This is a genomic window from Polaribacter sp. KT25b (genome assembly GCF_900105145.1).
Taxonomy (GTDB): Bacteria; Bacteroidota; Bacteroidia; order Flavobacteriales; family Flavobacteriaceae; genus Polaribacter.
Genome location: NZ_LT629752.1, coordinates 292721 through 318400, shown reverse-complemented (window position 1 = coordinate 318400; position 25680 = coordinate 292721). Strand labels below are relative to the sequence as shown.

Genomic DNA, 25680 nt, shown 5'->3' with positions numbered 1-25680 from the left:
TAATTAAAGTTGTTTTTATTAATTTAAAATCAATTATGTTTCTAATCTTTAAAAAACTTAACTGAATGCATATTATTTATTTTTAAAAGATAAATTCCTGTTTTTAAATTAGAAATATCAATAGTTTTTGTAATACTATCGGTTTTAATACTTCTTATTTTCTTACCTTTAATATCGTATATTTTTATAGAGGTTATTTTATTTTTTAATCCTTTAACAGTAATATTGTTTGTAGTCGGATTTGGATATACTTTAAATAATTGGTTATTTTCATTCTCAAAATCTTTAACATTTAGTGTAGTTTTATCCATAAAAGCATCCATTGCTACAGAAGGACTTCCATCTTCGTCCCAAGCTCCTTTAGAATAAGAAGTAAAATCGCCATGCGCAATTGGCTCCCAATAAAAAACACCCAAACCTTCTGCTTGCCTTGTTTTTTCTATAATATACACTAAAAATTGATAAGAAATACTTGGTTGATTTGAGTTAAAACCAACTTCTGATACGATTACCTCTTTACCATATCTAGATTTTAGATCTAGCATATTTGCATACGCATTATCAGTCATTTCTTTCCAATTATCTGCATCAGGATATAAAGACATTCCAATAATATCAATTTTATTAGCGTTTAAACCATGGTTAAGCAAACCATCTATATTCCATCGAAATAAACCATTATCATTTCCTTCTGATAAATGAAGAATAGTTTTAATGGTATTATTAAATGTCTTTACTGCATTTGAACCTGCATTTACAAATTTGGCATAATTTGCAAAACCACCTTCGGATGCCTTACCATCATCCCAAAGCATTCCATTACTAGTTTCATTGCCAATTTGCACCCATTTTGGTGTAATATTTTTTACTTTTAATGCTGATAAAATTTCTGTTGTATGATTAGAAACTGCTGTTTCTAATTCTAGAACCGATAATCCAGACCAAGCAGCAGGTTTATTTTGCTTACCAGGATCTGCCCACCAATCGCTGTAATGAATACAAATCATAATATCCATATTTAGTGCATTTGCCAATTCTGCTTTTTTTACTAAATCATCAATATTACACCAACCATTTGCACCAGAATTTTCTGGATTTACCCAAACTCTCAGTCGTACAGCATCTAACTGATATTCTTTTAATAACGGTAATAATTCTTTTGTATTTCCATTATTATCTTTCCAAAAATATCCTTCGGATTCCATTTCGGTCATCCAACTTATATCTGCTCCTTTGGAGATTTTATTTGTACTAAAATTAAAATTACTCGTATCTTGAAAAACCAACGTTGGTGTATTCCAATAACCCGCCCAAGCATTTTCTATCCAACCTCCACTTTTATATAAAACTGCTTTTACTTGATAATAATATCCAGATGGTAAATTTGCCGATAATTGATTATTACTACCAATAAAAAACTGCACATTTCCTTTTATATTTTCTCCTGAAGATTGATTTTCTAAAGTTATACCAGAAACCGAAGCATAAAATTCGTTCGTACTATCTAAAATCTCTAAACCAATATAAATATGATTTCCTACAGAATTAGGTTCACTAGAATATTTATAATTGATTGTTAAATTGTTTCCTATTAAAGGATTTACTTCTAACGGATTTTCACTGAATGAAACTATTTCTATTGCTTGAGAAAAAACAAAAGTTGGAAAGATTAATATAACAAGAAAAAATATTTTTAAATTTTTCATTTTATTATTTTTAATCATTTTAATGCTCAAATACTTAGATTATAAAATGATATTCTAATCCTTTTAACCTTAATTACTTTTCTATAACACTAAATATAAAAAACAGAAGAAACATTTTTATTCTCTTTACAAAATTACAACAAAAATGAATTTTTAATATTAAAAAGGCTGATTTTCAATAATTTTATAGTTTTTATTCTAATTTAAACTGTTAAGTAAAATAAATTAGTATATTAGTTCACTAATTTAAATCTATCCCCCATGAAAAAGATTTACTTTTTTTTTCTGACCTTATTTATTTGTATACAATCATATTCTCAAAATCAAAACTTTATAATTGACAACAGTTTTCCTTATCATGTAAATGAAGAAACATTAGGAAAAGCAACTATTGGAGGAGATACTATCTTTATTTCTTCTACTAGAACGAATCCTTTACGATTTCAATTTACAAATGGAGATATTAATAATCCGCTTGTAATTATTAATAAAGGAGGTCAAGTTAAAATTGAAAGTCCTAATAGTTACAGTTGGGGAGCAATTACTTTTGAAAATTGTAAATACATTAAAATTAGCGGAGCAGGACATCCAAATTATAAATACGGATTTCAATTATCTGCTGATAATTGTGGATTGGCTTTTTCTGATTTAAGTTCTGATTGTGAAGCCGAATTTATAAAAATAAGTCACGACGGTTTTTTTGGTATTATGGCTAAAAAAAATTATGATGGTAATCCTCCTTCTCCTCATCCTCTTTTTGAAAATTTAATAATCCATGATTGTTTTATTGAAAATGTATCCGAAGGGATGTATTTAGGTGAAACTAAATCACCCGGAATGGAGTTTAAACATGTTAAAATTTACAATAATATTGTAAGAAACACATTAAGAGAATCTATACAAATTGCTAACATGGTTGAAGATGTAGAGATTTACAATAACACACTCTTAAACGCTGGTTTAGAGAACATGATTTACCAAACCAGTTTACTACAAATTGGCGATAACAGCGTAGCTAATGTTTATAACAATATTCTAATTGAAGCCCCAACTACAGGTATTGCTATTTATGGTAAAGGAAATTCTTCATTTACCAATAATTATATATCATCAAATATGGGAATGTTTGTAGATAACCGCATTTTTACGGATAGTTTAACACCAATAAACATCAAACAAAATTATTTTAGAGAAGTTAGAGGAAATCAAATAATAAAAAATTACAACGAACTTAATTATTTAACTGTTCAAGATAATAAGTATGAAACAGATACTATATTTTTTCTAAATCAATCTGGTAACATAAATAATTTTACGGAACAAAATAACACTTTAACAAGTATTCCTGAAATAGAATTTACAGATCCTTCTAGTAATGATTATTCTCTAAAAAGCACAAATCCAATAGAATATCAAAACATGGGTGCGCCAGGAGGTCCAGAATATTTTGAACCAGAACCAGAACAAATTGTTATTAGCCCAGAAATGATTACAGATTTAGTTCAAGGCAGCAGTGTAAATTCGCCATTGTTTTTATTTGATGAACAAAATTTAAATATAGAATCTGATGAACATGCTACAAGCAATTCATGGAAGCCAGATTATGTAATGAAAGAAACTTCATATCATGCAATTATAGATTTAGGAAAAGAGTATCATATATCAGAAATAAATTTGCATGATATGCATAATTCTCAAGATTTTACTGTAGAATATGGTGATGAATCTAATTGGAATACACTTTTTATAGATCCTTGTAATACTTTTAATATTTGGAGTAAAAATGAAACTGATGTTACAACCCGATTCTTAAGAATTTCTATGTACACAAGTATTTACGCAGCTGTTAATGAAATAATTATTTACGGCTTTCCAGTTGAACCAGAACCAGAACAAATAGTAATTACACCAAATATGGTAACAGATCTTGTAGAAGGAGGAAGTGTAAATTCGCCCTTGTTTTTGTTTGATGAACAAGCAATAGATTTTAAGGCTGGTGAACATGCAATTAGCAACTCTTGGAAACCTTATTACACAAATGCGAATGCTCCATATTATGTTGTAATTGATTTAGGACAAGAATATCATATATCAGAAATAAATCTTCATGATATGCATGATACGCACAATTTTACAGTTGAATATGGCGATTTAACTAACTGGACTAATTTGTTTACTGATCCTTTGGATAAATTTCAATTTTGGAATAAACATATAACTGATATTTCTACCCGTTATTTGAGATTAGTAATTACAGATAGTCCTTATGCAGCTGTAAATGAAATAATTATTTACGGATATCCTATTGACGAAGAAATTGAAACAGAAAAAGAAGAAGAAACTATTGATGACGAGCAGATAATTGTAACATCAAATATGGTAACAGATCTTGTAGAAGGCGGAAGTGTAAACTCACCATTATTTTTATTTGATGAACAAAATTTAGATTTTCAATCTGGCGTAACTGCAACAAGTAATTCTTGGAAACCAGATTATGCAATGAATGAAACTTCATATCATGCAGTTATAGATTTAGGAACAGAATATCATATATCAGAAATAAATTTACACGACATGAACGATACATACAATTTTACAGTAGAATATGGTGATGAATCTAATTGGAATACTTTATTTGTAGATCCTTGTGATACTTTTAATACATGGAGTAAAAACACAACAGATATTTCAACTAGATATTTACGTTTTTCTATGTATCAAAATGTATTTGCAGCTATTAACGAAATATTTATTTTCGGATATCCTATTACGTCAAATTCAGCTAAATCTGTTAATGTAGAAAAAACTGAAAAAAAAAGTTCTAATAATTCTGTTTTTGGCACTGAAAAAATTAAAATGTATCCAAACCCTGTAAATAAAAAATTAAATGTAAAATTTCCTGTTGATATGTTAGGAAAAAGCAATCTAGTTATTAGAGATGTTATAGGAAAAACATTTTATAACAAGGAAATTATAATTAGTGCTACAAATCCTAATCTTGAATTAAATAATTATCAGTTACCAAAAATAAATGGAATATACATGTTATCACTTTTTCATGAATCAGGAGAATTAAAAACCTTAAAATTTATTAAGAAGAATTGAAGTGAAAAACCATTTTTTTTGATTCATCTTTTACAATATTATACTAAGCTCAAAATACTATTTTTAGTTGTTTTGAGCTTTTATTTATAAAAATCAATTCAGATAATTTTTTCATTCTAAAATTTAGGATTTTTAATTACTAGCCCTAAACTTTAAAGTGTGTTTTGTCTCCCTCTATAAAACTCTTTTAAAATATTTACTTGAAAATCTCCTACAACCGGTAAATTGGGGCTAGCATTCATCAATACCAATCCATAACCCAAATTAGAAAGTTTACAATCTTTCATAATTTCTCGATTTATAGAACTATAAATAGGCATAAAGTGCTTATGAACACCAATACCTGAAGAACTTGCAACTTTAACAGCCAATATTAAAGCATCTGAAATTTGCTCTAATGACAATCCTTTATTTAAAAGATCACTTGCCAAATACTTCATTTGTAGACCATAATAAAAGTCCATAAAATTCTGAATAATATCAGACGTTTCGCGCTTTCTAGTATAAATAATTAGTCCCATAATTTGTGTTTTTTATAGTGCTTTTTTATTATAGACCTTTGGCATATTCAAAAACAACCTTTTTAAAGTTTTTAAAGTCACTTGTAAAAGTTTCCATTCTTAAAAAAATATGACGGTGTTTTTCTCGATAATCATTATCAGAAATTCCTTTTTCTCCATCTAAGATTCTAGATAATAATTTTTCATGTTCAACAATACTACCTTCTAAATCGTCAAACAAATCTTTATGAATTTTATCTAAGCTTCTCAACATTTTTTCATATTGGGGATTGTTTTTTTCTGAAGATTCTTTTTTCTTTAATAAAATATCAAAGAACTTAACTTCGTCTTTCCAAAAGGCAATAATTTCTAACCATTCTCTACTTTCAAAGTGAAGAATATTTAGACCCGCACCTAATAATAATTCTGTTTTTGGATTTAATGTTTTAGTTTTCATGTTATTATTTTTTATATGTTTTTCTAATTTATTTTCCTTTAAAAGAGTTTAAGTAAATATTATTTTATAACTAATCTAAATTTTAAAAAGATCTTTTGTTACAGCATGATAACCTGTAGATATCACTTTTTTTTCTATTTCTTCTATAGCTACTAACTTAGAAGTGTAAACAGTAAACTCTTTAGGAAACACATCAAAATTGAATAATACATCTTTAACACCACTCAACTCTAATAATTGAGTTTTAATTACATTTAAATCATGCATAGCATTTGCATTTGTTGTAAATACTTTTCCGTGGTTTCCTGGTATTATATTTTTTTGTAGTAAACTCATCGATCTTATATTTTAATTTATGTTAACTTTTTTTCTCATAAATATTAAAACAACAAATTATATTTATTGCTCTCGTTTATAGTCATAAAGGTGCAATAAGATTAGAAGAAATAAAATGACCGAGGTCAGTAAGAATATTTTAATTAAAAAATATAACTATTTTAAAATCAATAGAGTTAGATGACATATTTTATAAAAAAAATTAAACTGACCCAGATCATTTGGAACTTTTTAAAGTGATTGTACATTTGATGTATAATTAAGAAAATAAGTTCTTTGATAATTAAACACATAGATTCTTAGGAAGCAATGCCCTTTGAGTTTAGAGGTTATCTAAAAGTATTTTAAGTTTTTTGTACTACGTTTCTACAAATAGAGATGCTCCAAATTAGCAAAAGTTTTAAATTACATTTAATACCTTCAAGGAAATCGAGATATCTAGATATCTCGATTTCTTAAAAAAACATATCTTTTCTCTGTAAATTAGAATAGATATTATGTTAGTTAATTGTTGTTTTTCTTTTTAAACCTAATTTTAAAAGGCTCTAGAGATAGATTTTTTTAATGACAGGAATTAAGAGAAAAATAATAGTTCCTTAATAGAAAACAGGGAGTTTAGGCTTCCTGTTTTTATATTTATTTGTTGATTAAAAATTGAAGAATGATTTAAATAAAATAAAGATTTAAAAAAACGCTATTAATTAGGGGAAGTTGTGTAAAATATAAATTTTACACAAATTAGAAACTGGGAGTTTAAAACTCTCAGTTTCTTCTCTTTTTAAAAGAAAAAAATCTTTACAAACACCTTAATTAACATCTTTTAATTCTACTGATAAAACTTTAAAAAGAACTACACTACTTAGAATTAAAAAATTTTATCTATTTGAATTTCAAATAATTAAAAACACTGACTTAGGTCATTTCAATACTTTTATAATATCTGTATTTTTGATATTATATTAAGAGTAATTTATACTTATTAGCTTGTAAAAACTAATTAAAATATCAGTATCAAAACATTAGGTCTTTTATACAATATTTTCCTAAAATTTCTATTCAATTAAGTTTTAACAAGAGTAATTGAAATGTCAATTTTTGATGTTTATATAAATATTTATGTTAGAAAAATAGAATAATTTAATACAAAATGAAAATAAAAACTATAGAAAAACTGATTTTAGCATTAAATACTTGTGCTATTAGTAATACAGAAAGCTGCTATCTAAACGCTCTAAAAAAAATAAGTATTCCACTTAAAGAATGGGAAAAATATTTCAAATTTAAGGAATACAGGCCAGGAAGAGTAAGCCTTTTTAAAAATAAACGTTATCAGTTAGTTTTATCATGTTGGGAAAAAGGTCAACAAAGTCCAATACACGACATTGATTCTAAAGAAGCATGGATTCATCCAATATCTGGGCAATTTATAGAAGAACGCTATAGAATATCAAAAGAAAAAAAAGGACTAGAACAGGTAAGCTCAATTTTAATGAATTCTTTGAGTTACTCATATATGCAAAAATCAAAAACTATTTATAGGTATATAAATTCATTTGAGCATCGATCGGCGTGTTTGCATTTATACTCAAAACCTGTTTTAGAAAGAAAAGAATATGATAAAAATACTGGCAGAGTAAGTATTGTAAAGCAATTATATGATATGCAAGTTAAAGAATATAACCATTTAAATAATTAAAAATGGATTAAAAACAACTAGTAAAGAAGTTCAAATTAAATTAATAAACATTCTTAATAATATTTAAACTTTTAATCATGAAAAATAATCTTTTCACACATTTATATGGTTCAATTACAATACTGGGAGGTTTTTTTCTTATTTTCTCTAAGTATTTTACATTCGAAAACATAAAATTTAGCTTAGGATTATCTCTAATTACAGGAGCTATCTTAGCGTTAGTAACAGCTTTTTATCGCAAAAGAAAACAAGTTGAATTTACTTATCATGAAATGCATGCATTAGCAATGATGGTTTATGGAGCTTCTGTTTTGTTGTTTTGTAAAAATATAGAAACACTTATAAATTTTACTTCTTTTCTGTTTCTCTTTTATACGTTATCAGAAATTATTTTTTGTAGTTGGCTTTTTAATTTAGACAGAAAAGTAAGTTATAAAATTATTTTTATTCGTTTACTTTTAGCATTAATAGTAGGTTTTGGAGTTGTAATACTCGAGTACTCTCCCGAAATAAATAAAGAAATAAACATAGAAGGTTTTGGACTACTTTTTATCATAATTGGTATAAATATTTTTCTTTATGCTCCTGTTATGAGAAATAAAAATTTAAATAAAGTTGATAATTAAAAGTTTACATTTAATAAAATAACGAAAGAAATTAAAAGAACTCTTTTGGATAAAAAAGAGCATAAATTGCAAGTAAAATTAAATAACTTTTACAACCAACATAAGCATAGATTTGAGTAATTTTACAGAAAATACTGAAACAATAATAAGTAGATTAATTCACTTTTTATGCAAGTTAAGGATTCAAATACACAGATTAAACAAGAACTCGTAAACAGCATTGTACATGGCTTCGGAATCATTTTTGGCATTGTAAGTATTCCTATTCTTATAGCATTTGCTATTAAAAGTGATAATACGATTGGTATTATTGGTGCGGCTATTTATGGATTTTGTTTTCTACAACTTTTCACCTTTTCTACACTTTATCATAGCATACAGCACGCCCAAGCAAAACACACACTTGAAATCCTTGATCACATCAGTATCTATTTCTTAATATCTGGTACTTACACTCCTTTTTTATTGATGTATATGCGCAATTCTTTTGGTATAACGTTACTATCTGTTTTGTGGGGTTTAACTGCATTCGGAATCATTTTTAAGATTTTTTTTACAGGAAAATGGAATATTTTATCAACAATAATTTATATAGTAATGGGCTGTATTATGATTGTTGGTGGGCGAACATTTTTTGAAAGTATTCCTTCTAACATCCTAACAATGCTTCTAATTGGATGCGGACTTTACCTTATAGGCGTTATTTTTTACTTATGGAGAAAATACCCTTATAATCACGCTGTCTGGCATTTTTTTGTACTTGCAGCAGCTGTTTGTCATTATATAGCTATTTTATTAGCAGTTGAATCAAATTAATTATAAAGTTATTTATCCCTTTTTTTCGTTTTCTATGTAAATTCATTATTCTTTAGCAATAACAAATGTAAAGGCTTCTTCTATTTGAGAAACATCAAAATATCGTTCTTCTCTTCCTTTGCTTGTTTTGGCAAAAAACAAATTATCTATAGATACTAAAGCTTTTAACAAATCAGAATGAGCTACAATTGCAAAACGCCCCATTTTATTATAATTTCTAGATAACCATATAATATCTTCAAAAAAGACTTTTACCTTACACTTAGAAATTTTAACCTTATCAACCCTTACAAGGATATTAATAGACTTAAAACCCTTACTTATTTTTCTCTGGAATATTCTCTCGCAAACTTTTTCATCTATTTTGGTAAAACCATCAATTACCTCAATAGCGATTACATTTGAGTCGAAAATTTTTATTTGTTCTATCATAATTATTAGATTTTAAATGAAGTGTAATTGTTTGAATATGCTTTTTAAACAACAATCTAATTCTTATAAATTTAGCCTCATTAACAAGAATAATTGATGTTAAGAATTGAGATTTTACAAAGGTTGATTATTTCATCTTTAATCGATATGACTTGTGTCATTTAGATAAAAAATAATGTATAAATTCTCTAGAAGCGTACAATAAGATTAGTAGTCAAAACCCTCTTAAAACAAGATTAACACACAATATTTACAACTATGTAAACTGATCAAAGTCATTTATCTATAGCTAAAATTACTCTAAATTAGCTTTAAATAATTGATAAAAATTGAGCAAAACGAACTCTATAAAAGCAAGTACCAAACTCTTTTTTAATGAAGTTGGCGATATAATTTATTTCGCCATTCGTTTTTTTAGAGAAGTTTTCACATCTCCTTTTGAGTGGAAAGAATTTTTAAGACAATGTTACCAAATTGGTAATCGATCGTTTTTATTAATTGGTGTTACAGGTTTTATTTTAGGATTGGTTTTTACGCTACAATCTAGACCTACACTTTTAGAATTTGGAGCTACTTCTTGGATGCCATCAATGGTAAGTTTATCAATTGTAAGAGAATTAGGACCCGTAATTTTTGCACTAATTTGTGCCGGTAGAATTGGCTCTGGAATTGGCGCCGAACTTGGTTCAATGAAAGTTACAGAGCAAATTGATGCGATGGAAGTATCAGGAACAAATCCTTTTAAATACTTAGTTGTAACACGAATATTAGCAGCAACATTAATGCTACCGTTACTTATTCTTATGGGGGACGCTATTGCTTTATTTGGATCTGCACTTGTAGAGAATTTAAAAGGGGAAGTTTCTTATCTTTTATATTTTAATAAAGTTTTTGACGCGCTGCAGTTTAGTGATATTCTTCCCGCAACCGTAAAATCTTTTTTCTTCGGTTTTTCTATTGGTTTAGTAGGTTGTTATAAAGGATATAATTGTTCTAAAGGTACTGTTGGTGTTGGTGAAGCATCGAATGCTGCAGTGGTTTACACATCAATGTTATTATTTATTATCGATTTTATTGCCGTATTTATCACAGATATTTTCTTTAAGTTATGATAAAAACAAAAGACAACATACAGCCTGTTTTAGAAATTAAAGATTTACATAAAAGCTTTGGTACAAATCATGTGCTAAATGGTTTTAATTTAAAATTATACGAAGGAGAAAATCTGGTTGTAATGGGTAAATCTGGTTCTGGAAAATCTGTAATGATAAAATGTTTGGTGGGTTTATTAGAGGCTGATAGTGGCAGTATTACAATTAAAAATCTTGATATTCTAAAACTAGGCAGAAAAGAATTAGATGTTCTTAGAACAGAAATTGGTTTTTTATTTCAAGGCAGCGCATTGTATGATTCTATGACAGTTAGGGAAAACTTAGAATTTCCGTTACGTAGAAATAGAGACAAAACAGATGCAACAAAAACAGATGAAGAATTAGTAATAGAAGCACTACAAAATGTAGGGTTAGCAAATACAATAGATTTAATGCCAGCAGAACTTTCTGGCGGAATGCAACGTCGAGTAGCATTAGCAAGAGCTTTAATCTTAAAACCAAAAATTATTTTATATGATGAACCTACAACAGGTCTTGACCCTATTACTGCAAAAGAAATCATTCAGTTAATGAGAACTATTCAGAAAACATATAAAACATCATCTCTTATTATTACGCATGATGTGGATTGCGCACGAGTAATTAGCAACCGAATGATTTTATTAGTAGACGGAATTAATTATGCAGAAGGTACTTTTAAAGAACTTTCTACATCCGAAGACATAAAAATTAAAGCCTTTTTTAAAAATTAAATACGATGACACGCTATTTACCGCTTTATAAACCAAATGGAATGAGTACTTTAATTAATCTTATTATTTAAAAATTTTATTATGATAAAAAAAACAGATCCTCATAAAACTCGAGTTGGCATATTTGTAGTAATTGGTACTCTTATTTTATTAGTTACCCTTTATTTTATTGGAAACAGACAACATCTTTTTACTAAAAACATTGAACTTTATGCAGTATTCCAAAATGTTAATGGATTACAATTAGGAAATAACGTTCGTTATTCTGGTATAAATATAGGTACTGTTAGCAGTATAAATATGATAAATAATACAGAAATAGTTGTACAAATGATGATTGATACTAAAACAGGAGCCTTCATTAAAAAAGACGCAATTGCAAGTATAAGTTCTGATGGTTTGGTAGGAAGCATGGTTATCAATATTATTCCTGGAAAAGAGAATTTACGTGCGGTTATTTCTGCTGATACAATTACATCTTATAATAAAGTTGGCACAGAAGATATGTTATCTACACTTAATGTAACCAATAAAAATGCAGCTTTGTTAACATCAGATTTATTAAAAATTACTACTAAAATTTTAAAAGGAGAAGGCGCTTTAGGTGCGCTAATTACAGACTCTTTATTAACAAAAGATATTCGAGCTACGTTAGTTAATTTAAAAAAAACTACAAACGGAACAAATAAACTCATTGGCACTTTAAACAATAAATTCTCAAAAATTAATATGGAACAAAGTGCTTTAGGTCTTTTAGTTAATGACACTATTATGGGAAATCAGGTAAAACAAATAGTTTCTAACTTTGAACAGTCTAGCACAACTTTTTTAGAAACAACAAAACAACTAGAGGAAATTATTTCTGGAATAAAAAATAGTGAAAACACTTTTAATTATCTTACAAAAAATGAAACCTTACCAAAAACAATAGATTCTACAATGATAGAAATTAAAGAAGCTTCACATAAATTAAATGAAAATATGGAAGCGTTAAAACACAATTTCTTTTTTAGAGGATATTTTAAAAAACAAGAAAGAATAGAAAAAAGAAACAAAAAAATACAAGAAAAAGAAAATTAAACATACAACTATGCCTTTTTAATTCTATCGATAATGACATTTTTTTGCACCACACCAGATTGACGCCATATTTGCTGTCCGTTTTTAAATAATAGTAGCGTTGGTACACCTTTTACATTATATTTAGATGAAATAGATGTGTTTTTATCTACATCTATTTTAACAATTTTCACTTTATCCCCAAGCGTTTCTTTTACTTGTTTTAAAATTGGCGCTAATGTTTTACAAGGACCACACCAGTCTGCAAAAAAATCTACAAGTACAGGAACTTCTGATGAGATAATGGAATTAAAACTACTTTTCATTTTGTATTTATTTTTTATTAAATCCAGTGTAATTTAAGATAAAATTAAGCAACTAGATTTATAGAAGAAATGACATAAGTCATTTTATATCTAATAGTAGGTAGTTAACTTTGAGATATTAAATCCACACTTTAATGAAACATATATTACTACCCACAGATTTTTCAAAAAATGCAGATAATGCTATTTCCTATGCTGTGCAACTATACAAAAACGAAGTATGTAGGTTTTACATTCTTCATACCGATATACCTATAAGTTCTGGAGCAGAAGATTTAGTAGATAGCTATTCTATACTTACTTTACAAGAAATACAAAAAGAGGCTGCTAAACAAAAACTCAAAAAAATAGAAGATCAATTAAAAAAGAAGTTTAATAATGCAAACCACTCATTTATTCCTATGGCTTCATTTAATCTTTTTATATCAGAAATGAGAAGGGTTATTAAAGAAAATAACATCGATTTGATAATTATGGGAACAAAAGGAGCTACAGGAGCTAAAGAAATATTTATTGGTACAAATACAATGCAAACCATTAAAAAACTAAAATGCCCAGTAATTGCTATTCCTTCGGATTTTAAATATGAGAAACCAAACGAAGTTTTATTTCCTACAAATTATGAAGCTATTAAATCTAATAAATACCTTCCACTAATAAAAAAAATATGCAAAGAGCATAAATCTAAATTACATATTTTAAATGTTTATCAAGATATTCCTTTAAAAGAAAAACAAGAAAAAATAGAAACCTTTTTAGACACCTATTTTAAAGATACTCATCATTTTTTTCATAGCAGTGAAAAGCATGACCTTATTGAAGCTATCGAAGATTTTGAAATTGAAAATAGAATAAATTTTTTAATAATGATTCAAAACCATCATAACTTCTTTGAAAACTTACTTTTTAAACCTATCGTTAATCAAATGGTATATCACACAAACATTCCATTCTTAGTAATCCCCTCAAATGAACTGATAAAAAACTAAAAGAAGCACTTTCTTATGAAAAATATTCTTGTGCTAACAGATTTTTCAAAAAATGCTTATTGTGCTTTGTTTTATGCGGCAAAATTATTTGAAAAAGAACCGGCTCATTTAATTATTTTAAACTCGTTTGAAGCTGAAGTTTCTAGGCACTCAAGTGTTATAGATTTAGATATATCTCAAGTAAATATTGATAAACTATTTCACAAATCAGAAGCAACATGTTTAGCTATAAAATGCAAACTCATTAAAGAATTAAAATCTACAAAACATACTTTTAAAATAATTGCTACCTCATTATTATTAACAAGAGCAATTAATGAGTTTATTGAATCAGAAAATGTAGATTTTGTAGTAATGGGAAGTAAAGGTAAAACAGCTACAGAAAGAATATTTGTTGGCAGTAATAGTTTTAGAGCAATACAAACAATAAAAAAAGTACCTATTTTAATTATTCCTGATGAAATAGATTATAAAGAACCCAAAAAAATAGGATTTGCCTCTAGTTTTAAAAGATCTTATACTAATGAACAGTTAGTACCATTAAAGGAAATTAGTAAATTATTTAATTCAAAAACAACCATAATTTATGTTTATGAACATGAAAAACTTAATGCAAAAAAACTAGCAAATCTTGAGAATTTGCTAGAAATTTCAAAAGATGAAAACATAGAACTAAACTGGCTACCTAAAAGACAAAGTAAGGCAGATACTATTATGGAATATGTTTACAAAGAGCAATTATGTATGTTAACTTTTTGCTATTATAAACACAACTTTATTAGTGATTTATTTAGGGAAAATGTAGTAAAAGAAATAACATATCACATTAGAAATCCATTATTGATTTTACCTAATTTCAACTGATGATTGTGATAGCTTTTAACAACCTGTTTAGCTAATTTTATTAAATAAATTGTAAATATAAACTGATGAAAAAAAAGATAATACTTCCAACAGATTTTTCAAAAAATGCATTAAATGCAATAAGTTATGCTATTGAACTTTACAAAGAAGAACCTTGCGAATTCTATATTTTACATACCTATTATCTTCCCGGCTTTTCTAAAAATAATTTATTAAGTCCAGAGCCTACGGATAAAAAATTAAATGAGGTAAAAAAAAGAGCTGAAAAAAATATTCAAAAATTAAAAACTCATGCTCTTTTTAATAATGTAAACAGCAAGCATACGTTCTATTTTCTTAATGAATTTGGTTCTTTTAACAATGTGCTTAAAAAAATTATAGAAAAAGAAAACATTAAGTTAATTATAATGGGAACACGTGGAGAAACAGACGATAAAAACATAATTCTTGGTAGTAATGCAGTAATTACGATGGAAGAAGTTAGAAACTGCCCCGTGTTTGTTATTCCAGGAAACGTTCGTTTTAAACATCCAAACGAGATTGTATTTCCTACTAGTTTTAAAGCTGATTATAAAGAAAATGAATTGACTACTTTAATAGAAATTTCTAAATTACTAAAAGCTCCAATCAGAATTTTACACATTAAAAAAGACAAAGAATTTAGCAAGGAACAATTTAAAAATAAAAATTTACTAAATCATATTTTAGCTTCTACCAGCTTTACTCATCACGAGCTTTACAACTCTAATTTACACGAAGGTATTCGCTGTTTTTCACAAAGTAGAGAAAGTGAAATGATTGCTTTTTTCAATAAAAAACATCATTTCTTCGGCAGTGTTTTTTCTAATCCAATGGTTAAAGAATTAGGTAATAATGCCAATATTCCTATACTTGCATTGCACGATTTGAAAAACTAGTTTTAAAAAGATTAAAAATTCAATTGATAAATTATAGGATTAAATCATAGTTAAAGAAAAAACAAAAATTCTAAATAAGCTTATAAAACGTATTTATTTTTTTCCAAATTGATAAAAAATACTAATCCTATATAAACAGTTATCTCAAAAGAAAAGTATAACAGATAAATTGTTAAGCAGGTTAAAAAATTAGGCTAACCACCTTTACATATAAAGATAATGGATAAATAACCTTGTTAATCCATCCAAAATAAAAACTAGGCGAGTAAGCAGAAAATCGTTAAGAGTAAGCAATTACATTAAAAATTTAACATTGTATGAAGGTACGTTTTATATTTATTTTATTAGCATTTTTTTCAATTAGTAAATCTAATGCACAAACATTAAGAAGTTTATTAGAATTGATTCTAGATAATTCGTATGAGAAAAAAGTTGTTGAACAAAACACTATTTTCTTTTTTGATAAATCAAATGGAGTAAATAAAATTTACGATATAAGTGAAAACGGTAAACTAGGTACAAAGACTTATGATAAAGAGGGATTAAATAAGTCATGGGATCAAGTATTTACATATAAAGCAGATTCAAAAACATTTGCTTTTTTTTATGATAATGAAAATGGTACTATTAAAATATATGATATTTCTAATAGTAGCCTTGGTGTTAAAACCTATAACAAAACGGGTTTAAATAAAGATTGGGACATAATAATACCCATAACCGAAAATGATAAAAGATATGTTCTTTTTTATGATAATGACAAAGGAGTAATGAAAATTTATTCATTAACAAGTAATGGTGAATTAGGTTCTAAAACTTTTGAGAAGGCAGGTTTACATAAAAATTGGTATTCGATCCAATCATTTGAAACAGCAAATTCATCATTTATAACATTCTATGACAAAATGAATGGTGTGATTAAGAATTATTCTATTAAAAATGGTCAATTAGGCACTAAAACTTATGAAAAGGCTGAACTAAGTAAAGATTGGAATATTATAAATACTTATTCAGTAAAAGGCATTAATATTATATCATTCTTCAGCAATAATGGAGGTATTTATAAAAGTTATATCTTAACAAATGATGGAGAAATGGGTGCAAAAGTATACGATAATGCTATCAATACATCATGGGACATTATATTACCATATTCTATTTCTAATAGTACATACATATTGTTTTACGATAAAGAACGAGGTTTGTCTAAGACTTATGTCATAACCAAAGAAGGAGGATTGGGAGATAAAATAGATGAGAATATTTCATTAAGAAAAACATGGGATATAATTGCTGTATATTAAGTAAAACCCTATAAATATTGGATAAAAAAGAGAACATCTTGGATATTCAACAACTCAAAAACAAAACTTCAGCTCTGATAAGACTTACTAAATGGGATGAAAATAATCAAATCCCACAACTTTTTGACTTGATCCGTTTTAGGTGTGTTTTAAGAAAGAAATTAACAAAGCTTCACAGAAATGTGAAGCTTTGTTAATACTTGTAGCGGGAACTGGACTCGAACCAGTGACCTTCGGGTTATGAGTTTTCAGTAATTAACACCACCGTGAATCCAAACACACTAATTGTCAGTATTTTAAATTTTTTAAACATTAAATAAACCTGAATTAAACCGTTTTAAAACACTATTTGTTGTACCTATGTTGTACCAAATTTGTATCTTTGTTTTAGTAAAATAAATTTATGAGTTCAATATCGGCAACATTGCGCAAAAAACCAAACAAACAAGGTTTGTTTCCTTTAGCGGTACGTATCACTAAAAACAGAAAATCGACTTTCTTATATATTGGACAGTATATTGAAGAAAAATATTGGGATGCTCAAAATAAACGTGTAAAAAAATCACATTCTAATTCGGTTAGATTAAATAATTTAATTGCAAAAAAAATATCAGAAGCTAACGATACACTTTTAGAAGTTGTTGCAGAAAACAAAAAAGCAAGCGTTAAAAATATTAAGACAAAAATCACCTTAGAAGAACGTTCAAATGATTTCTTTTTTGTTTCAGAAATCCATTTAGAAAATTTAAAGGGCAGAAATAAATTCCATCAGATAAAAACAGAAAAAGGACGTTTGAAGGTTTTCAAACAATTTATAAAATCTGATAAATTCTTATTAGAAGATTTAACATCTACTTTGCTTAAAAAATTCCAATCACATTTACTTTTAACTAGAAAAATTTCTCAAAGAACTGTTGTCAATTACTTGATACTTATACGTACAGTTTACAATATTGCCATCACTCAAAATTTTGTAGACAGAAAGTTTTATCCCTTTGGAAAAGGCAAAATTCAGATTAAAATTCCAGAAACAGAAAAAATAGGCTTAAATGAAAAAGAGATTCTACTTCTAGAAAATATTAAATTAGAAAGTGCTGCTCAACGCCACGCTATTAATATTTGGTTAACAAGTTTCTATTTTGCAGGAATTCGTATCGGAGATGTTTTGCAATTAAAATGGTCTGATTTCGTTGATGGACGATTACACTACCGAATGAACAAGAACCAAAAATTAGTAGCCTTAAAAATCCCAGAAAAAGTGATTCCTATTTTAGAACAATACAAATCTTCACAAAAAGGAAAAAATGATTTTGTTTTTCCAGAAATGAAGAAGGCAAATATGAAAGATGCAAATGATGTATTAACCAAAACTCAAACGGCTACTAGAAAATTTAATAGACACCTTAAAAATATGGCTAAAACAGTTGGTATCGATAAAAATTTAAGTTGTCACCTTGCTAGACATTCTTTCGCCTCTATAGCAGGAGACAGTATCAATATTCAAATCTTACAAAAGTTATATAGACATAGCTCTATTACCACTACTATCAATTATCAAGCTAATTTTGTGCATAAAGATTTTGATGAAGCTCTTGATTCTGTTTTAAATTTTTAATTTCAAAATAGCAAAATAATGAAATTTTATTATTCTATTAAGTGAAATAAATACTCAATATTATCTTATCTTAGATTACTAAATTTTAAGCTATAAAAAGAATAAATATGGATAAAGGAAATCATTACAAAAAATGCGACTTACAAATACATACCCCAAGAGATAGAAATTGGAAAGGTGGACCAAAAGTCACAGAAGAAGACCGAGATCTATATTCTCGAAACTTCATAAAAGAATGCCGAGATGCAGGTCTAGATGCAATTGCAATAACAGACCATCATGACATGGTCTTTTATGAATACATTAAAAAGGCTTCATTAGAGGAATTGGATGAAGAAGGAAATGCTATTCCCGAAGAAAACAGAATAATAATTTTCCCTGGAGTTGAGTTAACACTGCATTCCCCTCCAATTCAAGGCTTATTAATATTTGATGCAAACTTCCCAATAAGATTATTCCCTACAATTTTAGGAGCGTTATCTCTTGCTCAGGCGCCCAAAACAGATTCTAAAACATCTCAAACCGTAGCAATTCCAAGCGGATCAATTAGTAGTATAAATGACATCTACTTTAAACTTGATGGCACCGATGGAGTAAAAGGGCGATACGTCTTTTTACCACACGTTAAAGAAAAAGGACATAAGACTCTTATGAGAGATGGTTTTCACGAAGCTTATGCAAAAATGCCTTGTGGAGCAGGATATGTAGATGGTAAATTTGAAAATGGTGGAGTTGGATACTTAAAGGTATTAGACGGAACTGTGGCTGCCTATGGATATAAATCAATTGCAGTAATTCAAACAACAGACTACAGAGCAGAAAAAGAAATTAAAGATTATGATGTTGCGACTTGGATAAAGCTAAAGGAACCAACCGCAGAAGCGTTAAGACAAGCTTGTCTAGCTAAAGAGTCTCGAATTAGTTTAACTGTCCCAGAAATCCCAAATACTTTTATAGAAAAAATTGATGTAACCAATTCTGCCTTTTTATCTAAATTCGATTTAGATTTTAACCCACAATTAAACTCGATTATTGGAGGTAGAGGCTCTGGAAAATCAACTATTCTTGAATATTTAAGATGGGCTTTGTGTGACCAAACAGAAAAATTTGGCAGTGATGAAGCAAAAACAGAAATAGAAAGAAAGAGGAATTCTTTAATTGAAAAAACTTTAAAAGAAGTTGATGGCGAGGTAAGGGTTTTCTTTAATGTTAATGGAACAAGACACATAATAAAAAGAAACCCCAAAAGTGAAGAAGTTAAACTTAAAATAGGTGATGAAGAATTTCAAAGCGTAAGACCATCACAGATATCAAATTTATTACCAATCCAAGCCTATAGTCAAAAACAACTTAGCAGCATATCAATTAGACCTGATGAATTAAAAAGGTTTATTGTACAGCCAATTGCTAATGAAATTGAAGAAATTGATAAACAAATTGAAAGTGCCTCTAAAAAAACAAGAACTGACTATCTTAAATTATCTAGTAGTAAAAAAATAGAATCAGATATTAAAAATAACTCATTAGACATTAAATCTTTTAAATTACAGATTGAAGAATTAAAAGGCGGATTAAAAGGTATTTCAGAAGATGACAAAAAAACAATAGATAGAGCTAAATTTTATGTAAATGAAAAGAATAGACTTGATGAGATAAACTTAGAGTACTCAACTGTTAATGATGGTATTTCAGAATTAAAAGAATTAGTAGAAAAATTAAATGGAATTAGTTTAGAGGAAGGTGTTGAGTATGAAAATATTGAAAAATTCAAACTAATAAATGATGAGCGAAATAAATATTTAAAAGATTTACTGGAGAATCTTACCAATTTAGAAAAGACCCATTTAAATTCAGAGACTACAATTGAAACCTTAATAAAAGATTGGGATATATTAAAAATTGAATTTCAAAAAGAATATTTAAAGGCAAAAGAGAAAACTACTTCAAGTCAGGCAACTTTAAATGGCATTAAAGAACTTGAAGGAAAGTTAGAAAAATTAGAATTAATTATAAGACAAAAAAAAGTAGAATTATCTAGTTATACTGTTACTGAATTAGATTTTTCTACAAGTTTAAAAGATTTTATTAAATTACAAGATTTAAAAATCAACAAGCTAAAAGAATCTACAGAATTTTTCACAAAACTATCTGATGGTTTAATTAAAGTAGATTTTTCGAAAATTATTAATGCAAATAATTTATCTAAATCGCTAATAAGTCTTTTTTCTGGAAGTAGTTTAAACATCCCAAAAGCTAGAAGCATTCAACTAACAGAATTCGTTTCGAATTCAGAGGATTCATTAAAAAATTGGTTAGAAATTATATTAGAGTTTAAACTTTTAAGTGAGTTCAATATAAACCCCGAGTCTCAAAACGAATATCCTCATTCTCCAATCCTTGATAGTCTTGGGTTTTCAATAGCTAATAAAAAGAAAATTACAGAAAACCTAAACAGCAATAATTTTTTAGATATAGCTACAATTTCATTAGATTTTTTACCTAAATTTAAGTATCAAACTAATAACCAAATGGAAGATGAAATCCCTTTTGAAGATGCTTCTGCTGGACAACAAGCTACCGCTTTGTTAAATGTTTTATTAAACCAAAATGGCTTCCCGTTAATTATAGACCAACCAGAAGACGATATTGACAATAGAGCTATAGAAAAAATAATTAAGAATCTATGGAACTCTAAAAAGCACAGACAAATTATTTTTAGTAGCCATAATGCTAATTTAGTTGTTAATGGCGATTCAGAATTGGTTATATGTTGTGACTACAATGAAACAAGTAATCAAACCAAAGGGCAAATAAAACATGAAGGTTCTATTGATAAAAAAGAAATCAGAGACGAAATAACTTCTATTATGGAAGGTGGAGAAAGAGCCTTTAAATTAAGAAAAGAGAAATATGGTTTTTAGACATTAAAATTTATAGTGTTTAAAAATTATTAAACTTTACATAAAAAATAGGACAAAAACTTGTCCTATTTTTTTTGGTTTAAAAACTATTTATTCATTGAGGTTCCAATCCCTACCGATATTGAACTTTTTCCTTATTTCGGTTCTTCCAAATTTCTTTTACCATACCAAAAAACAGAGAATTAAATTCTTCTTTTGCCTCTGTATTGTCGTTTATTACTTTGTAAAAATCAAAATTGGTTGTTACGTATTTTAATAATTCTTCTTGTGCTACCTTATCACTCGTAATTCTTGCATTTTGTTCGTCTGAATGTTCAAGTGAATTTTGCAAATCAATATTTTCAGCGCCGTCAACCGCAATATCTTCGACCATTTTCCTTACTTTATCTGCATCTTCAAACTCTGTTCCATATCTATCATTAAATGTTTTTAAAATATTCGATAGTTGGTCAATTTCAGGGTCTTTAACTCCCCCTCTCATTTCAGTTGGAATAGGCTGTAAGTCATCTCCCTGTTCCATAGCAATATTCGTTGTTGCCTCCAACTGTAGTCGGTAGGTTTCCATATCAATATCATCTAAAACACCTTGTGAAAAATCTGGTTCTGATTCTGTAACTAACTTGTTTTGTAAATGATTTAAGAAAATATACAAACGTTCTAAATAGGCATTTTCAAAATCTACTATTTGAGATAAGAAAATATATAATCGAACATAAGTTTTCACTTTTGCTCTAAAATCTGCCTGTTGTTCTTCTTCTAATTCTTCTCTAAAAACTGCACTAGATTCATCTAAAATAGCGTGTAATTCGTCAACTTTTACATTTGCTAATATTTTATTAGAAAATTCCTCTACTTGCTCACGAGAATATACTTGGTAATTATCTAAAGCATCTTGTAAGTCAAATAATTTATTTGGGTCTGTAGCTTCTCCTAAAATTGTGTTTTCAAAATAAGGTTTAAAAGCCTTTTCTATATCTTCTGAGGTATTGGCAAAATCCAACACAAAAGTCTCTTTCTTTAAAGGATGACTTCTATTTAAACGTGATAAAGTTTGAACCGCATTTACACCTCCCAATTTTTTATCTACATACATTGTATGCAATAAAGGTTGGTCAAATCCTGTCTGAAATTTATTCGCTACTAATAAAAATTTGTATTTGTCTTTCTCGAATTCTTCAGGAATATTTCCACCAGAAAAGCCATTTAAACTAGCCTCCGTTTCTCCATCAACTTCTCCCGAAAATCCAACAATTGCTTCGTAAGGACTATTTATTGATTTTAAATAAGCATCAAATGCGTGTTTGTATTGCACCGCTTTTGCACGACTACTAGTAACCATCATAGCCTTAGCTTTGTTGCCCATTTTTTTCTTCTTAACCACCTTGTCCATAAAATGATCTATCATTAAGATAGACTTCTTTTTAATGGCGTGATCGTGTCCTTCTACATAAGCTTTTAATTTTTTTTGTGCTTTCTTTTTATCATACTCTGGGTCGTCTTCTATTTTTTTAAGTAGCGCATAAAAACTTTGATATGTTGTATAGTTTTGCAAAACATCTTTAATAAAACCTTCTTCAATTGCCTGTTTCATTGAGTATAAATGAAACGCTGCATATTTGGTTTTTCCATCTTGCTCAAAAGGTTCTCCAAATAATTCTAAAGTTTTGTTTTTTGGTGTGGCTGTAAAAGCAAAGTAACTGGCATTTGGTAACAGTTTACGTGCTTTAACAATTGCTCTAATAAAATCTTCTCCTGTTACTTCATCATCTTCAGTTTCATCATAATTTTCTAAATCGTTTTGCAGTTTTTCTTCATCAGAAACTTTGGCAAGTGTTTCATTTAATTTACGAGCCATTTGTCCACTTAAACTACTATGAGCTTCATCAATAATAATCCCAAAATTATTTCCTGGTAAATCCCCAATTTCTTCAACAATATGAGGAAACTTTTGAATGGTGGTAATAATTATTTTCTTACCATCTTCTAAAGCAGATTTTAATTGTTTACTCCCTTCTGTTATGGCAGCTACAACTCCTTTTACTTGTTGGTATTGCTTTATATTTTCTCGTATTTGTTTGTCTAAAACTCTACGATCTGTAATAACAATAACTGTATCAAAAATGGTAGAAGCTCCTGTTTTATCGTGCAAACCAACTAGTTGATGTGCCAACCAAGAAATAGAATTACTTTTCCCTGAACCTGCTGAATGTTGAATTAAATATTTTTGTCCTGCTCCATTTTCTTTGGCATCTTCTAATATTTTAGAAACCGCATTTAACTGATGAAAACGAGGGAAAATTAATTTTTTGGTTTTCTTTATTTTCTTTTTCCCTTTTGAGTCTTTGTATTCTTTTTCTTCGGTAATTAACTTCGCATAATTTTGAAAAATATTCGTAAACGTATCTCTAGTTAAAATCTCTTTCCAAAGATAATCGGTTTTTATACCTCCATTTGGCTCGTTTCCTGCTCCGTTTTTATTTCCTTTATTAAACGGTAAAAAATAAGAACTATCGCCTTTTAATTGCGTACACATCCAAACTTCTTCTGTATCAACAGCAAAATTAACCACCATTCTCCCTAAACGAAACAATTCTTCATTTGGGTCTCTATCTGTTTTGTATTGTTTAATAGCGTGTTTTACATTTTGCTTGGTCAATTCGTTTTTCAACTCAAAACTTACAACTGGCAAACCGTTTATAAAAGTTACAATATCTAATGAGTTTCTATTTTTGGTTGAATAATAGACCTGTCTTATCGCCGAAAATATATTCGCTTGATATAAGGCTGTGTTTTTGGTGTTATAAGCAGAAACAGGTTTATCAAAAAACAATCGAATTTTAGTGTCTGTAAAACCGTCTGTAATTCCTTTACGTAAAACTTCAATAACGCCTTTTAGTTTTATTTGGTCGTTTATACGTTTTATTATTTTTTGTTGATATAATTCTTTATGGTATCGTTTTAGTTTTTCTACTGCTTTGGGTTGTGTTGTTTCTAAAAACTGAAATAAAAGCTCACTATCTACACAACTAACATTGTTATAATCTTGTGAAGTACGCAATACATAACCATTATTGTTTACCAAATAGTCTACAATATGTTTTTCAAACCCGTTTTCTTTTGTATTTGTAGATTTACTCATCTTTATTCTTTTTCTTAGGAAGATTTTTAGTCAATTTATCAAAATCTGATAGATAATTTCTGTCTTGTTCTACTCTAAAAACATCATATTCGCTTTCTGCTTTTAGTTTGGCTTCTAAGGCTGATATTTTTCCTTTGTGTAATAATATAGGATAATCAGATAATTCTAAAAACTTATCTAAAAAAACCGTCCAATCTTTCATATTCATCACAATACCTCTTTCTGCTCTATTTTCTGCCAAATCTAAATACGCAGTTACCAATCTTTGTAATTGGTTTAAATGTTCTTTTTCTAAGTAATTTTTGGCAATACTTACATCGCTTTTTAAGATTTTACCATCAGGTGCATTTTTCCAAGTTTTTAAACCCATTGCTATTTTTTTAGCATCTACTTGAGAGTAAATAATTTCGGCGGCTGTTTTACCTTGTATTGCCCAATGCAATTTATTTTGAGTTGTTGCAAAAAAGTTTTTAGTAATAAACGCATCTGTGCTGTAATCTGCCGAAAGTGCGTAGATGTCTGTTATTTTTTGATAAAAACGTCTTTCACTTAAACGTATTTCTCTAATACGTTCTAGCATTTCATCAAAATAGTCCTGCCCAAAATGTTTCATTTGTTTTAGACGTTCATCATCCATAGCAAAACCCTTAATAATGAATTCGTGCAATATTTCTGTTGCCCATTTTCTAAATTCTATGGCTCTGGTTGAATTTACACGATACCCAATAGCAGTTACCGCTCTTAAATTATAATATTTTGTAGTATAGTTTTTTCCATCTTTGGCAGTTGTTCGGAATTCCCGAACAACTGCATTTTCATTCAGTTCTCCGTCTGCAAAAATATTCTTGAAATGTTCACTAATAGTCGATTTTGATTTCTCAAACAATTCGCAAATTAGCTTTTGAGTTAACCATAAAGTGTCGTCTTTAAAATAGACTTCTATATTCACTTTTCCCTTTCCTGTTTGGAAAATAACAAAATTGGGTATTTTTTCTAATTCACTCATTA

21 protein-coding genes are annotated in these 25680 nt (G+C 28.0%); 13 read left to right on the top strand and 8 right to left on the bottom strand.

Annotated elements, in window-relative coordinates:
- Positions 1-41: 41 nt before the first annotated feature.
- The gene (locus BLT70_RS01260) at positions 42-1706 is read right to left on the bottom strand and encodes a glycosyl hydrolase 53 family protein (protein ID WP_172824369.1); all 1665 of its coding nucleotides are present in this window, start codon (positions 1704-1706) and stop codon (positions 42-44) included.
- A 261-nt stretch (positions 1707-1967) separates the two neighbouring features.
- Between BLT70_RS01260 and BLT70_RS01255 the strand changes: the two genes are divergently transcribed.
- On the top strand, positions 1968-4811 hold the full coding sequence (locus BLT70_RS01255) for a T9SS type A sorting domain-containing protein (RefSeq protein WP_091890453.1): 2844 nt from the start codon (positions 1968-1970) through the stop codon (positions 4809-4811).
- A gap of 152 nt (positions 4812-4963) precedes the next feature.
- Here the strand turns inward: BLT70_RS01255 and BLT70_RS01250 are convergent, their stop codons facing one another.
- The 3 genes from BLT70_RS01250 to BLT70_RS01240 form a co-directional block, all read right to left on the bottom strand.
- Positions 4964-5332 carry a hypothetical protein gene (locus BLT70_RS01250; protein ID WP_157691815.1) on the bottom strand — a complete coding sequence of 123 codons (369 nt, stop codon included), beginning with the start codon at positions 5330-5332 and terminating at the stop codon, positions 4964-4966.
- A 28-nt stretch (positions 5333-5360) separates the two neighbouring features.
- Positions 5361-5768, bottom strand: coding sequence for a hypothetical protein (locus BLT70_RS01245; RefSeq protein ID WP_091890447.1), 408 nt, complete (start codon positions 5766-5768; stop codon positions 5361-5363).
- A gap of 75 nt (positions 5769-5843) precedes the next feature.
- Positions 5844-6104 carry a heavy-metal-associated domain-containing protein gene (locus tag BLT70_RS01240; protein ID WP_091890444.1) on the bottom strand — a complete coding sequence of 87 codons (261 nt, stop codon included), beginning with the start codon at positions 6102-6104 and terminating at the stop codon, positions 5844-5846.
- Positions 6105-7251: 1147 nt separating this feature from the next.
- Between BLT70_RS01240 and BLT70_RS01235 the strand changes: the two genes are divergently transcribed.
- The 3 genes from BLT70_RS01235 to BLT70_RS01225 all read left to right on the top strand — a co-directional run bounded on the left by BLT70_RS01235 (position 7252) and on the right by BLT70_RS01225 (position 9242).
- Positions 7252-7800, top strand: coding sequence for a cysteine dioxygenase family protein (locus BLT70_RS01235; RefSeq protein ID WP_091890443.1), 549 nt, complete (start codon positions 7252-7254; stop codon positions 7798-7800).
- A 77-nt stretch (positions 7801-7877) separates the two neighbouring features.
- Positions 7878-8426, top strand: coding sequence for a hypothetical protein (locus tag BLT70_RS01230; protein WP_091890440.1), 549 nt, complete (start codon positions 7878-7880; stop codon positions 8424-8426).
- Between the two features lie 168 nt (positions 8427-8594).
- Positions 8595-9242 (top strand): hemolysin III family protein, encoded by a 648-nt coding sequence (locus tag BLT70_RS01225; protein WP_091890437.1) that lies wholly within the window; start codon positions 8595-8597, stop codon positions 9240-9242.
- Positions 9243-9287: 45 nt separating this feature from the next.
- Here BLT70_RS01225 and BLT70_RS01220 read toward each other — a convergent pair whose 3' ends face one another.
- Positions 9288-9674 (bottom strand): STAS/SEC14 domain-containing protein, encoded by a 387-nt coding sequence (locus BLT70_RS01220; protein ID WP_091890434.1) that lies wholly within the window; start codon positions 9672-9674, stop codon positions 9288-9290.
- Between the two features lie 329 nt (positions 9675-10003).
- Here BLT70_RS01220 and BLT70_RS01215 point away from each other — a divergent pair, with 329 nt between their 5' ends.
- The 3 genes from BLT70_RS01215 (at position 10004) to BLT70_RS01205 (ending at position 12618) form a co-directional block, all read left to right on the top strand.
- Complete coding sequence (locus BLT70_RS01215) at positions 10004-10786, top strand: ABC transporter permease (RefSeq protein WP_091890432.1); 783 nt, start codon at positions 10004-10006, stop codon at positions 10784-10786.
- Entirely contained in the window at positions 10783-11538 is a 756-nt protein-coding gene (locus tag BLT70_RS01210) for an ABC transporter ATP-binding protein (RefSeq protein WP_091890429.1), read from the top strand. Before BLT70_RS01215 ends, BLT70_RS01210 begins: the two co-directional genes overlap by 4 nt.
- An 81-nt stretch (positions 11539-11619) precedes the next feature.
- A complete protein-coding gene (locus tag BLT70_RS01205; protein ID WP_231962777.1) occupies positions 11620-12618 on the top strand; it encodes an MlaD family protein in 999 nt (332 codons plus the stop codon).
- Between the two features lie 8 nt (positions 12619-12626).
- Here the strand turns inward: BLT70_RS01205 and trxA are convergent, their stop codons facing one another.
- Entirely contained in the window at positions 12627-12923 is a 297-nt protein-coding gene (trxA, locus tag BLT70_RS01200) for a thioredoxin (protein ID WP_091890426.1), read from the bottom strand.
- Between the two features lie 134 nt (positions 12924-13057).
- Between trxA and BLT70_RS01195 the strand changes: the two genes are divergently transcribed.
- From BLT70_RS01195 to BLT70_RS01170, 6 genes are all read left to right on the top strand, one after another.
- Entirely contained in the window at positions 13058-13912 is an 855-nt protein-coding gene (locus BLT70_RS01195) for a universal stress protein (RefSeq protein ID WP_091890423.1), read from the top strand.
- A 15-nt stretch (positions 13913-13927) separates the two neighbouring features.
- Positions 13928-14776 carry a universal stress protein gene (locus BLT70_RS01190; protein WP_091890420.1) on the top strand — a complete coding sequence of 283 codons (849 nt, stop codon included), beginning with the start codon at positions 13928-13930 and terminating at the stop codon, positions 14774-14776.
- 65 nt (positions 14777-14841) lie between these two features.
- Positions 14842-15693, top strand: coding sequence for a universal stress protein (locus tag BLT70_RS01185; protein ID WP_091890417.1), 852 nt, complete (start codon positions 14842-14844; stop codon positions 15691-15693).
- A 317-nt stretch (positions 15694-16010) separates the two neighbouring features.
- A complete protein-coding gene (locus BLT70_RS01180; RefSeq protein ID WP_091890414.1) occupies positions 16011-16997 on the top strand; it encodes a hypothetical protein in 987 nt (328 codons plus the stop codon).
- Between the two features lie 403 nt (positions 16998-17400).
- Entirely contained in the window at positions 17401-18612 is a 1212-nt protein-coding gene (locus tag BLT70_RS01175) for a site-specific integrase (protein ID WP_091890412.1), read from the top strand.
- A 107-nt stretch (positions 18613-18719) separates the two neighbouring features.
- On the top strand, positions 18720-21533 hold the full coding sequence (locus BLT70_RS01170) for a TrlF family AAA-like ATPase (RefSeq protein ID WP_091890409.1): 2814 nt from the start codon (positions 18720-18722) through the stop codon (positions 21531-21533).
- 112 nt (positions 21534-21645) lie between these two features.
- On the opposite strand, the gene BLT70_RS01165 is transcribed toward BLT70_RS01170, so the two are convergent.
- Positions 21646-24672, bottom strand: a complete 3027-nt coding sequence (locus BLT70_RS01165; protein WP_091890406.1) for a type I restriction endonuclease subunit R — start codon at positions 24670-24672, stop codon at positions 21646-21648.
- Positions 24665-25678, bottom strand: a complete 1014-nt coding sequence (locus BLT70_RS01160; protein ID WP_091890403.1) for a virulence RhuM family protein — start codon at positions 25676-25678, stop codon at positions 24665-24667. Before BLT70_RS01160 ends, BLT70_RS01165 begins: the two co-directional genes overlap by 8 nt.
- Between the last annotated feature and the right edge of the window lie 2 nt (positions 25679-25680).